The organism is Halobacillus sp. ABH2_015, assembly GCF_056158945.1.
In genome coordinates this window covers 918,937-933,479 of the sequence record NZ_JBSWUG010000002.1, presented here as the reverse complement: position 1 = coordinate 933,479, position 14,543 = coordinate 918,937, and the positions used below count along the sequence as shown (strand labels likewise).

Annotated in this window: 14 protein-coding genes and 1 other annotated feature; of the genes, 4 read left to right on the top strand and 10 right to left on the bottom strand. The window is 45.3% G+C overall.

What is annotated here, in order from left to right; genetic code table 11:
* Positions 1 to 94 precede the first annotated feature (94 nt).
* Positions 95 to 760, top strand: a complete 666-nt coding sequence (locus ACXAD6_RS04790; RefSeq protein ID WP_474967866.1) for a TerC family protein — start codon at positions 95 to 97, stop codon at positions 758 to 760.
* Between the two features lie 61 nt (positions 761 to 821).
* Here the strand turns inward: ACXAD6_RS04790 and spxA are convergent, their stop codons facing one another.
* The 8 genes from spxA to ACXAD6_RS04750 form a co-directional block, all read right to left on the bottom strand.
* Complete coding sequence (gene spxA / locus ACXAD6_RS04785; RefSeq protein WP_027953538.1) at positions 822 to 1,217, bottom strand: transcriptional regulator SpxA; 396 nt, start codon at positions 1,215 to 1,217, stop codon at positions 822 to 824.
* Between the two features lie 284 nt (positions 1,218 to 1,501).
* Complete coding sequence (locus ACXAD6_RS04780) at positions 1,502 to 2,095, bottom strand: GNAT family N-acetyltransferase (RefSeq protein ID WP_027953537.1); 594 nt, start codon at positions 2,093 to 2,095, stop codon at positions 1,502 to 1,504.
* Positions 2,096 to 2,859: 764 nt separating this feature from the next.
* Complete coding sequence (locus tag ACXAD6_RS04775) at positions 2,860 to 4,074, bottom strand: putative glycoside hydrolase (protein ID WP_474967865.1); 1,215 nt, start codon at positions 4,072 to 4,074, stop codon at positions 2,860 to 2,862.
* A gap of 176 nt (positions 4,075 to 4,250) precedes the next feature.
* Positions 4,251 to 5,189 carry an ABC transporter ATP-binding protein gene (locus ACXAD6_RS04770; RefSeq protein ID WP_474967864.1) on the bottom strand — a complete coding sequence of 313 codons (939 nt, stop codon included), beginning with the start codon at positions 5,187 to 5,189 and terminating at the stop codon, positions 4,251 to 4,253.
* Positions 5,186 to 6,244, bottom strand: coding sequence for an ABC transporter ATP-binding protein (locus ACXAD6_RS04765; protein ID WP_474967863.1), 1,059 nt, complete (start codon positions 6,242 to 6,244; stop codon positions 5,186 to 5,188). The genes ACXAD6_RS04770 and ACXAD6_RS04765 overlap by 4 nt, the downstream gene beginning before the upstream one ends.
* A gap of 16 nt (positions 6,245 to 6,260) precedes the next feature.
* Positions 6,261 to 7,391 carry an oligopeptide ABC transporter permease gene (gene opp3C / locus ACXAD6_RS04760; protein WP_474967862.1) on the bottom strand — a complete coding sequence of 377 codons (1,131 nt, stop codon included), beginning with the start codon at positions 7,389 to 7,391 and terminating at the stop codon, positions 6,261 to 6,263.
* Positions 7,392 to 7,397: 6 nt separating this feature from the next.
* The gene (gene opp3b, locus ACXAD6_RS04755; RefSeq protein WP_474967861.1) at positions 7,398 to 8,324 is read right to left on the bottom strand and encodes an oligopeptide ABC transporter permease; all 927 of its coding nucleotides are present in this window, start codon (positions 8,322 to 8,324) and stop codon (positions 7,398 to 7,400) included.
* Positions 8,325 to 8,496: 172 nt separating this feature from the next.
* Positions 8,497 to 10,179 carry a peptide ABC transporter substrate-binding protein gene (locus ACXAD6_RS04750; RefSeq protein WP_474967860.1) on the bottom strand — a complete coding sequence of 561 codons (1,683 nt, stop codon included), beginning with the start codon at positions 10,177 to 10,179 and terminating at the stop codon, positions 8,497 to 8,499.
* Between the two features lie 416 nt (positions 10,180 to 10,595).
* Between ACXAD6_RS04750 and ACXAD6_RS04745 the strand changes: the two genes are divergently transcribed.
* Together ACXAD6_RS04745 and trpS are read left to right on the top strand one after the other, a co-directional pair.
* Complete coding sequence (locus ACXAD6_RS04745) at positions 10,596 to 10,958, top strand: DUF3899 domain-containing protein (RefSeq protein ID WP_474970363.1); 363 nt, start codon at positions 10,596 to 10,598, stop codon at positions 10,956 to 10,958.
* A gap of 56 nt (positions 10,959 to 11,014) precedes the next feature.
* Positions 11,015 to 11,215: a binding site (T-box leader), on the top strand.
* A 72-nt stretch (positions 11,216 to 11,287) separates the two neighbouring features.
* Positions 11,288 to 12,289, top strand: coding sequence for a tryptophan--tRNA ligase (gene trpS, locus ACXAD6_RS04740; protein ID WP_474967859.1), 1,002 nt, complete (start codon positions 11,288 to 11,290; stop codon positions 12,287 to 12,289).
* Between the two features lie 28 nt (positions 12,290 to 12,317).
* Here trpS and ACXAD6_RS04735 read toward each other — a convergent pair whose 3' ends face one another.
* Together ACXAD6_RS04735 and ACXAD6_RS04730 are read right to left on the bottom strand one after the other, a co-directional pair.
* Positions 12,318 to 13,079: a DUF3603 family protein gene (locus ACXAD6_RS04735; protein WP_474967858.1), complete on the bottom strand. Its 762-nt coding sequence runs from the start codon at positions 13,077 to 13,079 to the stop codon at positions 12,318 to 12,320.
* A gap of 90 nt (positions 13,080 to 13,169) precedes the next feature.
* Entirely contained in the window at positions 13,170 to 13,370 is a 201-nt protein-coding gene (locus ACXAD6_RS04730; RefSeq protein WP_160834913.1) for a YuzI family membrane protein, read from the bottom strand.
* Positions 13,371 to 13,527: 157 nt separating this feature from the next.
* Between ACXAD6_RS04730 and ACXAD6_RS04725 the strand changes: the two genes are divergently transcribed.
* Positions 13,528 to 14,538: an LCP family protein gene (locus tag ACXAD6_RS04725; protein ID WP_474967857.1), complete on the top strand. Its 1,011-nt coding sequence runs from the start codon at positions 13,528 to 13,530 to the stop codon at positions 14,536 to 14,538.
* Positions 14,539 to 14,543 lie beyond the last annotated feature (5 nt).

The window sequence follows — 14,543 nt, the reverse complement described above, 5'->3', positions numbered from 1 at the left end:
ATAGATTAGAACAGAGCCTGTAGTGAAGCGGGTTGATTTTTCATTTTAGCTTATTACCATTAGTTTGTCACTACGTAGCAGGAGGATTTTTTTCATGAACTGGGACCTACTTGAACCACTCTTCATCATTATCAGCATCGACATTATTCTCGGCGGTGATAATGCGGTTGTCATCGCTCTGGCCAGCCGGAACCTGCCTCCGGAACAAAGGAATAAAGCAATCTTATTCGGAACAGGGCTTGCTATTGCGGCAAGAGTCCTGTTAACGGTGGTTGCTCTTTATCTTCTCCAAATTCCCTTTCTTCAATTAATCGGAGGGCTGCTTCTTTTTTACATTGCCTTCAAACTGCTGACGGATACCGAGGAAACCGACCACATCAAGGCGGGTGACAGTCTTGCCGCGGCGGTAAAAACGATTGTGTTTGCTGATATCGTCATGGGCTTCGATAATGTCCTGGCCATTGCAGGCGCTTCCCACAATAATATTCTGCTGGTTATCATCGGGCTGCTCGTTTCCGTTCCTATCATTGTATGGGGAAGCCGGATCATTCTTCATATGATGGACAAGTTTCCCCTGCTCATTTATTTCGGGGCCGGAATTTTAGCTTATACAGCTGCAGAAATGGTAAAAGAGGATCGATACATGATGCAGTATATGGAAGATTTCCCATACATCCATCAATGGTTTGCTGTAATTATGGTCATTATCATTATTACTTTAGGGTATTGGATAAATAAACGAAAAGGAACGGCGATTTGACAATATTCAAGCCTAAAATAAAAACTGCGGCAGCCTGGGCTGTCGCAGTTTTTATTTTGTATTAATTAACGAGACGTTGAGCTTCTTTCAACTGGAATGTACGCACACTGCGCGGAAGGAAACGACGGATTTCGTCCTCGTTATAACCAACCTGGAGGCGTTTATCATCAATGATGATCGGGCGGCGCAGCAATCCCGGGTTTTCCTGGATCAGATCAAACAGATCCTGCATTGGAAGCTGATCGAAATCAACTTTCAACTTCTGGAAAACTTTAGAGCGCGTAGAGATGATTTCTTCCGTTCCATCCTCAGTCATACGAAGGATTTCCTTGATTTCATCCAGTGTAAGCGGCTCAGAAAAGATATTTCGTTCCGTATAAGGGATGTTATGCTCTTCCAACCAAGCCTTCGCCTTTCGACATGATGTACAACTTGGTGAGGTATAAAGTGTAACCATACAGAAACTTCACTCCTCAAATATTTTATGGTAGAGATTCAATTGCTTCTTTTTTTATAATCAGTACAATCTGTACTATGGTTCTACTATAACACAGTTGTCAAGTTTTTTCTATATCTATACGAACATATGTTATGAAAAGCAATCAATTTCTGGTTCTTATACCCTTATACCACTTACATATAGAAGTTAAACACCATTTCTGCATTTTTTCTTTCCAACTCATTTATCAACTACTGCACAGTCATTGAAAATACCCGCCGGAATAGCAGCGGGTATTTTTCTTATGTCTGACGGGTTTTCCCGAGTTCGTCCAGAATATCCTCGGTGTCCCTTTTCTCGTCGTGGGTCAGCACTTCCTCTACCGGCTGATACGACTTTCCATAAAACTGTTCATCCTTATACGTATGGATTTCTGTGTACATTTTCTTCATCTGCTCGAAAATCTGCTCTTCCGATGCATCATCCGGTGACCAGTATAAAATTTCCATACTGTTCATTTCATTCGTTACGACAGAGCGGCGGGTATATCCAATGGATTGGGCATGTGTGAAACCTTCCCTTTGATAAAAGCGGAGACGCGCCTCCGTATCAGAGTCTTCATAATCCACAGGTTCTACTTCAAGGATGATGGGTTTGCCCTTGGCCTTCATTTTTTCAATGAGCTTATGACCGAGTCCCTGTCCCCGCGCTGCGGTGGAAACGTATACATAATCGATGAAAAGAAAGCTGTCGAATTCAGCATACATCAGGACGTGGTATTCCCCCTCGTCTTTGTAGTAGACATCGCTTTTTTCCTTTAATAAAGCTTCCATGTGTTCTTTTGACTTCATTTCCTCAACTGGGAAATATTCGTTCAGCTTTTCATACCAATTCATTGATCTGCTCCCTTATGATTAGTCCCTTTCATTATAGCGAAAATTCCTATCCTTGTTAAATGCACCGCTGTACAACCCTTGCCAGCACTTAGGCTTTACTTTCATTACTTACGTTATTCCCGGCGTTCACGGCCATTAACCTCAAAAATACAAGCCGCCTTCTCATGTTTGAATAAAAAAACCTATGTTAACCAGTTAGAGTTGCCCATTTGTCGTGTGAAAGGTCACTTTCCGCTTATCGGTGGATGAATGCCGCGGGCACGCCCTCAGCTAACTTGGTCAGGAAGGTCGCCTGCCCAAGTGGATCTTCGGCCCGTGCTGTTCCCGCAGGCATCACCACCGAACGCTCCACGTGTCGACGTTAGAATATAGAGGAAAGAGACTGCGCCCTATGCAGGTTTGCAGATTCCAAAGAACGGCATGAGCTGCGCTATGGCCGCCTGCGTGGAAAAGAAGAGAAAGAACAAGCGCTGATGACGGGTGTCTGCCGGAATATGAAAAAGATTGTTCTCCATCCAGCAAGGGTGAGCGGGGTGAAGGAGAGTCTTTGTCGATGTTAAAGAACCCCCAAGGAGCGGTGCCCCTTCCACTCCTGCGGAAGAACGAGTGGGCCGAGATCGCCGAGCGTGGGTGTTGCGAGGAAGCTCGGGCGCTCGTCCGCGGAAAGGGAAGGGGCTTTCGCTCCTGGCGGTAAGAAAGAAAAAAGCTTGTAAAGAAACAGAGATTTCTCTACAAGCTTAAGACCGGGGAGACCCCGGTCTTTTTTATTCATTCATCGGTGTGTAGTCGACACCTTTCGTATAGTTATTCCCGGCATTCCATAGAAGGAACTCATCAATACCGTTTTCATTCAAGGCTTTGATCTGCGCTTCTACTTCAGCTTTCCCATACTGTTTCGTCGGTCCGGAATACAACCAAGGGGCTTCAAAGTCCTGAAGCCATGGACGGGAGGTCGGAGCTGGATCCAGCTTACCGAGAACTTCATTTTCCACTTTGGCGTATTCATTGATCAACTTATACGGTTCAGCATCCGGTTTGGATATACCGAAATACGGACCCCAGTGACTTGGGTAGATCATTGATGAAATAACATCGACGTTGGAAGATATTTTCGAGAAGTTCTGTCCGATGTTCGGAGCTTCTTCGATGGTCGCTGAATATCCGAAGATATCCACAGACACATCAACCCCGTAATATTCCAGCTCTCCACGGGCGTATTCTACAAAGTCGGTGACAGCCTGAACACGCTTCTGCACGTTATTCAGGTCCATATCCGCATATTTCCCCTGCCCGTAATCCAGCTGGTCATCCCGGCTTCCGAAGCCTTCAGGGAAACGGACGTAATCATATTGAATTTCTTCAAAGCCCATCTCTGCTGCTTTTTTAGCAAGCTCTACGTTATATTCCCATACCTCTTCCATGAATGGGTTCACAAACGCTTCTCCCTTGCCGTTTTTCCATACCTGTCCATTTTGTGTAAAGGACAGATCGGGACGTTTCTCCGCCAGCATACTGTCTTTGAACACAACGACACGGGCAATCGGATAAATGCCTTTTTCCTCAAGTTCCTTCAGCATCTGCTCAGGATCATCAATAAAAGATTCAGCCACATCAGCGTAAGGTGATCCTTCTTCAGGCTGGAATGTGATGTTTCCGTTATCCTCTTTGATATCGATGACCATCGCATTCAGCTCGGTGTCTTCTACCAGCTGCGTCAACTCTGCCATCTTAGCTCCGCCGGCGGAAGGACCCGTAACGTAGATGCCGCGAACCGCATCCGGATATTCAAAGCTTAATCCAGAGTTGTATGTAAACCTTGCGGCCGGACTTGGAACAGCCAGCTCCTTTAAGCCCATCTGCTTTTTCGTAAGCGTACCGGCATCTTTACCATCTGCTGCTTCTGCATTATGTACTGGAATCATCATGCCCACAAGCAGTATACCTGTGAAAATCATGGTCCAGAGACTTCTTTTCCCCATTTCATCCTACTCCTATCCTATTATGTCTCTTATTCATTATAAAAGAGGAAGCTTCGTTATAACAATGATGATCTGAACTTTCCTGAAATATTTGGAAGATTGCTTCCTTTTTCCTATAAAAGGGAACATTCATGAAAAAGACTCTGCCTATGGAGACAGAGTCTTCTTTTTCTTCCTTATCTACCTGTACCATGCTCTCTTTGATACTGCTCAAATTCCTTCGTTGTACAAAGGACAAAATGTCCAGGGCGTACTTCACGGAATTCCGGTTCCTCACTTGTATCATGCTGACTCGGATCATATGTGAAACGTTCACGGGAACGTTCATAATCCGGGTCAGGCAGCGGGATGGCGGAAAGAAGAGACTGTGTATACGGATGGATCGGGTGCTTATACAGTTCTTCTGCATCTGCAAGTTCCACCATTTTACCAAAGTACATTACACCGATACGATCACTGATGTATTTGACCATGGACAAGTCGTGGGCGATGAATAAATACGTCAGGCCGTTTTCATTCTGCAGTTTCTTCAACAGGTTGACCACCTGGGCCTGAATGGAAACATCCAGGGCGGAAATCGGCTCGTCTGCGATAATAAAGGAAGGATCCACAGCCAGCGCGCGGGCAATGCCGATACGCTGGCGCTGTCCACCACTGAATTCGTGGGGATAGCGGTTGGCGTGTTCCTTGTTCAAGCCGACGGTTTCAAGCAGCTCATGAACCCTTTCTTTTCTTGCTTTCGAATCTTTTGAAAGGCCGTGAATGTCCATGCCTTCTGCAATAATATCCTCGACCTTCATCCGTGGGTTCAAGGATGCATAAGGGTCCTGGAAAATCATCTGCATTTCCCTGTTGAACTTTTTCAACTGGTCACGGGATTTTTTCCCGTGCACATTTTCGCCGTTGTAGAGAACTTCACCATCGGTAGCATCGTACAAACGAATGATGGTCCGGCCGGTTGTGGATTTCCCACAGCCCGACTCTCCTACAAGGCCGAAGGTTTCACCCTTGTAAATATCGAAATTCAAGCCGTCCACAGCTTTTACAACGCTGTGTCGTCCGGTTTTAAAGTGCTGCTTCAAATTTTTTATTTCTACTAATTTTTCCTTGCTCATCGTTGTTCACCTTCCGAACCGCCGGATGTTTTCGCCATGCCTTCCATGCGTTTCTTCACTGCAGCTGGAGGATCGATATCCGGAGCATTTTCATGAAGCAGCCACGTGGCAGCGTAGTGCGTATCGCTTACCTTGAACATTGGCGGCTCCTCTTCCAAATCAATTTTCATCGCATACTCATTCCGGGCTGCGAAAGCGTCCCCTTTCGGAGGATTCAGCAAGTCCGGTGGAGAACCTGGAATGGCATAAAGCTCTTCATCTTCACTGTCAAGAGACGGCATGGAACCCAGTAGCCCCCATGTATAAGGATGTTTCGGATTGTAGAAGATATCATCCACCGTTCCAACTTCTACAATCTTACCAGCGTACATCACCGCCACACGGTCCGCTACGTTGGCTACAACACCGAGGTCGTGGGTAATGAAAATAGTAGCTGAATCCGTCTTCTTCTGAATATCCTTCATCAATTCAAGAATCTGCGCCTGAATCGTTACATCAAGAGCTGTGGTCGGCTCATCGGCGATCAATAATTTAGGGTTGCACGCAAGAGCAATCGCTACAACCACACGCTGCCTCATTCCACCTGAGAACTGGTGAGGATACTGCTTCATGCGGTTTTCTGCATCTGCAATTCCAACAAGTTCAAGAAGCTCAACGACACGTTTACGTGCCTGCGGCTTGCTCATTTTCTGGTGTTTGATCAATCCTTCCATGATCTGGTTTCCAACCTTCATGGTAGGGTTCAAGGAAGTCATCGGATCCTGGAAGATCATCGAGATTTCCTTCCCGCGGATTTTCTGCATCTGCTTATCCGACATTTTAGCAAGGTCGCGTCCTTCAAAAATGATTTCCCCCTGCTTAATGCGCCCTGGAGGCATTGGAATCAGCTGCATCAGCGCTTTGGTCGTAACGGATTTTCCGGAACCAGATTCTCCCACAATCGCCAGGGTCTCCCCTTTATTCAAATCGAAATTAACCCCACGTACAGCTTTTACTTCACCGCCGTAGGTGTCAAAGGATACATGTAAATCTTTTACTTCTAGTAATTTTTCCATTGGTTACACCTACCTCCTATTCACGCATCTTCGGATCAAACGCATCACGCAGACCGTCCGCTAAGACGTTAAAGGCAATCATAATTAAGGAAATGACAACTGCCGGGAACAACAAGATGTGCGGATAAATCTGCAGCGACTGGAAACCAGCATTGATCAACGTACCCAATGAAGCCATCGGCGTCGGCAGTCCTAAACCGATAAAGCTTAAGAAGGCTTCAAAGAAAATCGCTGACGGGATCGAGAACATCGTGTTAATGATGATCAACCCAAGTACGTTCGGAATCAAGTGCCTTTGAAGAATCCGGCTGTCTTTCGCACCGAGTGTGCGTGAAGCAAGCACGAATTCCTGGTTTTTCAATTTCAATATTTGTCCACGGACAATCCGGGCCATCGATATCCATCCGGCTATCGCAAGGGCAATCGTAATCGATAAGATCCCGGGCTCTAAAATCAAAATCATCAAAATAACAAGAACAAGGTTTGGAATACCTACGAGAATTTCAATAATCCGCTGCATGACGTTATCCACACGGCCGCCGTAATAAGCTGAAATTCCACCGTAGGCAACACCAATCAGCATATCAATCGCTGCAGCAAGGAAAGCAATGTATAAGGATACACGCGTTCCCATCCATGTACGTGTCCACTGGTCACGACCGAGACCGTCTGTCCCAAACCAGTAGTTTTCCTGAATGTCTTTCGCTGCATAAACATCATACGTCGCTCTTACCTGGGCAGGATCACCGTCGCTGCCGTCGTTAACAACTTCTGTTTCAATGAAATCTTCCTGATTGTTAAAGCGCATCAAAGCTTTGGATTCTGCCTGCTCAAGTGTAGCTGCTGATTGGACGTCGGACAGCGTACCATCCATACCAAGCCACCCAAGCCCCTCTACCTTCGGAGGCATTTTAGAACGGGAAAGGTCCTGTTCGTATACGCCGTAATCATTCAAGTACGGTCCGAAAATTGCCAGCAGGGCTAAAATAACAAGTACAGCAAGCCCAATCATCGCACCTACGTTTTTACGAAGGCGGATAAAGGAATCCTGCCAGAACGACAGGCTCGGCCGGGTAATCTTTTCACTTTCAGTATCTGTGGTATCCACAGGAACAAATAAATCTTTATTTGGTTTATGGTTTTCCATAAATGACTACTCTCCTTCTGCCAGTCGGATTCTAGGATCAATGACTCCATAAAGCAGGTCGATGACCAGGATGATAATGATGAACATGAAAGATAGCAGCAATGTTGTCCCCATAATGATTGGGTAATCATTCACATTAATCGCTTTTACAAACTGTTCACCGATTCCAGGTACGGCGAAAATGTTCTCAATAACCAAAGAACCTGTCATCAAACTGATCGCCAATGGGCCTAAAACCGTAATCAATGGGATCAAGGCGTTACGAAGACCGTGCTTGAATACGACACCGAATTTATTGACCCCTTTGGCACGGGCAGTCACGATATAATCGGAACCCATTACCTCAAGCATTTCTGTTCTCATAAAGCGGGCAGCAATTGCAATTGGGAAGATGGCCAACGAAGCGGTTGGTAGAACAGTATACTCCCAGCCTTCCCACAAGGCAACTGGAAACCAGCCGAACTTAACGCCAATATAAAACTGCAGGAGTCCTGCGAATACAAAGGACGGAATGGACTGACCCAGCACAGCTAAAAAGGTGGACGTGTAATCCATGAATCCGTTATGGTAGATTGCAGAAACCAAGCCTAAAAGCATTCCCAGAATGACTCCAATCACCATCGCCTGCACACCAAGCTGCATGGACGGGCCGATTCTTTCCATAATGATTGTTGAAACTTCACGGTTATCGAACTGGAAGGAAATACCCAGGTCTCCCTGTACAAGATTAACCATATAATTAAAATATTGAATTGGCACTGGATCATCCAGGCCATACTTTTCCAAAACTACCTGTTGTTGTTCTTCTGACAATTTATCTGCAGCACTTAGGGGAGTACCTGGTAAAAACTTCATCAGGAAGAACGTTAAGGTAGCAATTAAGATCATCGTTATAACCAAGTAAATAAGCCGTTGAATAATATAACGAGTCATATTGAACACCTCCATTAGATAAACCACAGTCTCTTCTTATTGCCTGAATTAACTGAAAGTTGTTTATAATCAGAATAATAGGTTGACAGGGAAAAAGAGAGCATACGCCAACTCGTTGGACATATACTCTCTTCCCTATTAAGCAAGCCTATATGTGGTTGGAATCCCTCAATTATTCACCTTCGATATAAGCATATTTGTACGTGTAATCAGGACCCATTGGCTGAGCCATGACACCTTTAACATACGGCTTCCAAAGTTGAGCCTGTGCACGCTGATAAAGTGGAGCCAGAACAGCATCCTCTTGAATCAACAGTTTTTCTGCTTCTAGGAAAGTTTCGAAGCGCTCAACTGGTTCTTGTGCAAGTTCGTTATTCGCTTTTTCAATCATGCCGTCGTACGCTTCACTGGAATAACCGGTATGGTTGTTACCACCATCGGTCACCCACATGTTCAGGAATGTGTTCGGGTCAATGTAGTCAGGACCCCATCCAGCATTCTGGAAGTCATACTCCATGTTCTTGTCGCGCTCGATACGCTCTTTAAATGGTACAGACGTTACTTTAACCGTCAGTCCCTCAAGCTGCTCAAGCTGATCTTTCAGGTATGCGTCCATTTCAAGGGCTGTTTCTGTGTCACCGCCAAGGTATTCAAGCTCTACAGAATCCATACCTTCTTCTTCTTTCGCTTCGTTCCAAAGCTTCTTCGCTTCCTCAACATTTGTTTCTACAAGCTCTCCGTTGATTTCACGGAAATCTTCTTCTGTTTCAGGGTGTTTCGCGAAGTTTCCAGGAACATCGCCGCCTGCTGGAACAGAACCGTTATTCAAAATAACATCAATCATGCTTTGGCGGTCGATAACCATCTGAACCGCTTGACGTGCTTTAACGTTGCTCAGCATATCGCTTTCCTGATTCATCTTCAGGTAGAAAAGAGTCGGCTCTTCCTTCACACTGAATTCATCAGAAGTACGGTATTGATCAACAAACTCAGAAGTCAAGTTAACGCGGTCAACTTCACCTGTATCATACAAGTTTACTCCTGTAGCTGTTTCTTTAACAACTTTTACATTGATTTCTTCAAGCTGTACATTTTCTGCATCCCAGTAGTCTTCATTCTTTTCAAGCGTCCAGCCTTCCCCGTGACTCCATTCCGTCATTACAAATGGTCCGTTGGAAAGAAGGTTTTCGGATTCAAGCGCGTACTGTTCACCTTTGTCCTCAACGAACTTCTCGTTCATTGGAAGGAACGTGCCGAACGTCGTCATAGACTCAAAGTATGGAATCGGCTTTTCAAGTGTAACTTCAAATGTGTAGTCATCTACCGCTTTAACGCCAAGCTCTTCCGGAGGAACTTCTCCGTCAGCTACAGCCGTTGCATTAGCAATTACTCCACCCATCATATATGGACCGTATTCAGATCCTGTATCAGGGTTTACAGCACGCTGCCACGCGTAAACGAAATCGTTGGCAGTTACCTGATCGCCGTTTGACCAAACAGCGTCTTCACGAAGAGTGAATGTCCAAGTCAAACCGTCTTCACTTACTTCGTGTTCTTTAGCAATACCAGGCTCGGGTTGACCATTCTCGCCCAGGCGGTAAAGACCGTCTGTCGTAGATCCCAGCCATTGGAATGCAACAGCGTCTGTTGCAAGCGAAGCATCCATTGTTGGAATATCCGCTGTATCCATCAAGCTAAGTACTTGTTCCCCTGAAGCTTCAGAAGAACCTTCTGTGTCTGATGAGTCCCCGCTGTCTGCAGAATCAGACGACTCGTCCGATCCGCCGGAACATGCTGCGAGGAACATGCTTAGTGCCAGTGCCAGGACCAGCAGCAGCCAATTTGTCTTTTTCATCTTTGAAAATGACCTCCCCTAAAAATTTTCAAGAAATTATTGTGGTATTTTGTCCACATATCGAATTATACAAGTTTTCTAACTATTTTGCATTACCTTTTTTTCATGAAAATTCCCAAATTCCCATCATTATTACGTTTCATTAACACAAAATAAGACTAAATGCCTAGTTTATTTTACAAAGACTTTGGAATAAACTCTAGTAAATATTAGCCTTTCTGTATAAAAAAAGGGACGCATTGATAAGTATGTGTTGTTTAGCGCAGTTCTACGCTAAAGCCCATGTATGATTTATACATTATTTTATGTTTATTAAATATTCTGTTTCATTAACAACTTTACTCTGCCTTCATACTTGCTCTCCATGCTATAATGATGGGTGAGTTTGTCAGAAAGGTGGAGACCTTGTGAGCATCATGAGAAATAAATGGAGGATGACCGGTATTAATCTGGCGGCCGCTACTTTATTATTTATCATCCTCGCCCCTGTTTACAATCTATATCATTACATTAATCAGCTCTTCTACCTGTCCTTCTTCTATTTAGGGATCGGATTGATTGCGTGGGTGACCCGCGGTGGTTTTTTCGATGGAATCACCTATGGGTTCCGGCGCTTTACCAATAGAATGAGTAAAAACGGGGATTATATGGACGACTGGCAGGATAAGCCCCTTCCTTCTAAGAGTATCAGCGGCTCCTGGCCGCGCTTCTTCTTATTCCATGGGTTTATCTTGATGGTGGGTTTACTTATTTTACTTCTCATTTACTATCTTCTATAGCTACTTGCGGAAATGCCGGTGTTACGCTATAATACAAAATTACTTCAAACATAAGATGAAAAGCTGGGAAGAAGATTAAGTACGGTTCATCTCCCCTCTCCAGAGAGGCTGTGGCTGCTGTGAACAGCTGAGGGCATGAACGGGAACTGGGACTTCGGAGCTTCTGATAGACGTAGCATCGGCGTTAACGATTCGAGAGACTTTCGTTTGTGTAAACGAAAGTAATAAGGGTGGCACCACGGTCATTCGTCCCTTCCACAAGGAAGGGATGGATGGCTTTTTTATATTCCTGCTTTTCTTACTTATAAACTAAACCAGAGGTGAAAAAGATGACAAAAACGATTTTTTCCGGTATTCAGCCGAGTGGAACATTGACGCTCGGTAACTATATCGGGGCTATGAAACACTTTACAGAGCTTCAGGATGAGAACAACTGCTATTTCTGTATAGTAGATGAGCATGCCATTACCGTTCCGCAGGACCGTTTAGAACTTAGAAAGAACATCCGTTCACTCGCTGCTTTGTATCTGGCTTCCGGCATTGACCCGGACAAGGCGACCTTGTTTATCCAGTCTGAAGTTCCTGAACACACTCAGCTTGGATGGATGCTCCAAAGTATCAGTTACATCGGGGAACTGGAAAGAATGACACAGTTCAAGGATAAGTCTGCCTCCGGAGGTAAGGACGGCGTTTCCTCCGGCCTCCTGACGTATCCTCCTTTGATGGCTGCTGACATCCTTCTTTATAAAACAGATATCGTACCCGTCGGCGATGACCAGAAACAGCACTTGGAGCTGACACGAAACCTGGCCCAGCGCTTCAACAACAAATTCAATGACATTTTTACGATTCCGGAAGTGCGCATTCCTAAAGCAGGAGCCCGGATTATGTCCCTGCAGGACCCGACGAAAAAAATGAGTAAATCCGACGAGAACCAGAAGGGCTTCATTTCAATGCTGGATGACGAGAAAAAAATCCTGAAGAAAGTGAAAAGCGCAGTGACCGATTCGGACGGAATTGTGAAATATGATAAGGAAAACAAACCAGGGGTCTCCAACCTGCTTACCATTGAATCGGCCTGCAGCGGTGTTTCCATCAGCGATTTGGAAAAGAAATATGAAGGAAAAGGGTACGGCGACTTCAAGCAGGGGGTAGCGGAAGCGGTCATTGCCGTTCTCAAACCGATCCAGGACCGTTATGAAAGCCTGATTGACTCAGAAGAACTGGATGATATTCTTGATCAAGGTGCTGACAAAGCGTCTTATGAAGCCGGGAAGATGATCCGGAAAGCGAAAAAAGCTATGGGCCTTGGAAGAGTGAAAAAGAAATAAAATCAAAAACAGCCGGAATTGAGTGTTCTCAATTCCGGCTGTTCATATGTTGGGAAACGCGTTCATTCTCTCCATGCCAGATGGTTTCAAAAAATGGTTGTCCTTTAACCATCTTCTTACATAATTCTTCATGAACCATTGACCACCCGCTGCATGTCCCTTTATACAAACGGTCCCAGGCTTCCTGTACGCTGAACTGCTTGATGGACGCATACTGCCCCGGATCCCATTCCGTGAGCCAGTAACGTACTTCCTCAGGATGGTCCGAATTCTTCAGCTGATCAAGCGCCATCATAAGCAGCTGCTTCAACTGCCGTTCCCTGCGGGTTAAGCCGGCCATTTTACGGGGGTCCAGGGATAAAATATGATGCTCTTTCAAAATGTTTTTATCCATATAATAGGATTCCGGCATTTTCCCCTGAACCATTTCAAAAACAAGACGTTCCTGCCTTGGAATCAGACGGCTCTTCTTGACCGGGAGGGTATAGCCGATCGTGTCAAAAACGACGACATCCTTTCCATTTGTCACAACCGCAGCATACTCCACGGTCTGCCGCTCCTGGTTCTTTTTCATATACGTCTTCCGGTGGATATCCTGAAGCAGTGCCGGCGGCAGATCCTGAAGATCGTTTTCAATAAAATGAAACAGCTCATCATTCACAAACAAAAGTGGAATCTGATCGATCAATTCAATGCCGTCTTCTTTCCTCCACTCATGGAATCGGCACACATTGTACCCGTTCTCTTCACCTTCAAACCAGTTCACCCATAGATCATGCATGTATAACATTACGGACCCTCACTTTCAATCAGTGATCTCTTTTGGTTACATTATGACCATTACTGGCTTTTTTATTCTTTCAATCCATATTTTAGAAAATTAATCATCCATTAAAATCAGGGCCGTCGTGATGAGTAGAATCCCAAGAGGAAACAAGTAACATTCCAGGCGGGTTCGGATCAGCAGGAAAAATTCAATCCAGCTGAGACCTGCGGGAACAAAGTTCAAATAGGTGATGGTGATCGTCCCTCCAGCCACAGCAAAACCGAAACCGGTTAACAGCAATAACCAATACCACACAGGCAGCCTCCTCCCGGCTCGTCCTCCTACAGCTATCTTATGAAGAAAATCTTCTGGAAATGCGCGGAAATACTGAGAAATCCCAGTCTTTACAACTCTTCCATTAACAGGTACATTATTTATCAGGTACGTTTCTACTTTGAAAGGATGATGAGGTTTGAGTAATTCCCGTTCCTTGCGGAAAAGACGGAATAAACGCCGCAGACGCAAGGGGATAATCGCCCTGTTCGCTTTTATATTGCTGGCCTTCAGCAGTTATACCGCTTACGAATTTTTAGCCGGCAAGCACCGTTCTCTCAATAACCAGACCGCATCGGCCGAGAATGCCTTCTCAGAAACGACGGAAAGCCTCTATAAAGATGAATTTAAAGGTGTCGATAATGGGGATGACCAAATGATGGTTCTCCTTCTGGGTATTGACCAGAGAGGATCGGAAGTGTCCCGGACTGATACGATGATGCTCGCTCAGTATGATAAAAAGACGCAGAGTACGAAGATCGTTTCATTGATGAGAGATATGTATGTGGACATTCCAGGTCACGGCAAAAACAAATTGAATGCCGCTTTTGCCATCGGCGGACCTGAGCTCCTCCGCGAAACAATCGCTGAAAACTTCGGTATTGAAGCCGAGTACTATTCGATCATAGATTTTAACGGTTTTACCGAAATTGTGGACACCCTCTCCCCTGACGGAGTAGAAATTGACGTAGAGAAAGATATGCAGTATACGTCCGGGGACGGCTCAACCAACATTGACCTCGAGCAGGGAAGCCGGATTTTATCCGGAGATGAACTGCTTGGCTATGTCCGTTTCCGTAGTGATGCTTCGGGAGACTTTGGCAGAGTGGAGCGGCAGCAGAAGGTGATTCAAATTTTGAAGGACGAACTACTGTCTGTGCAGGGCGTTTTAAAAGCTCCCCGCCTCGTCGGATCCATCCAGCCTTACATCGACACCAATCTAAGTGGAACAAGCATCCTGAATGCCGGGAAGGATATCCTTTTCCAATCTTCCGGGAGCATTGACATGATGAGTGTTCCAACAAATGATAACGTGTGGAATGAACGCAAGGACTATCCGGTCGGCCTCGTGTTGAATCATGATTTTGTAGAGACCGCTCAGACGTTGGAAGAATTTTTCGAAGAAGACAAAGAGTCCGGTGTGTCATAACGACA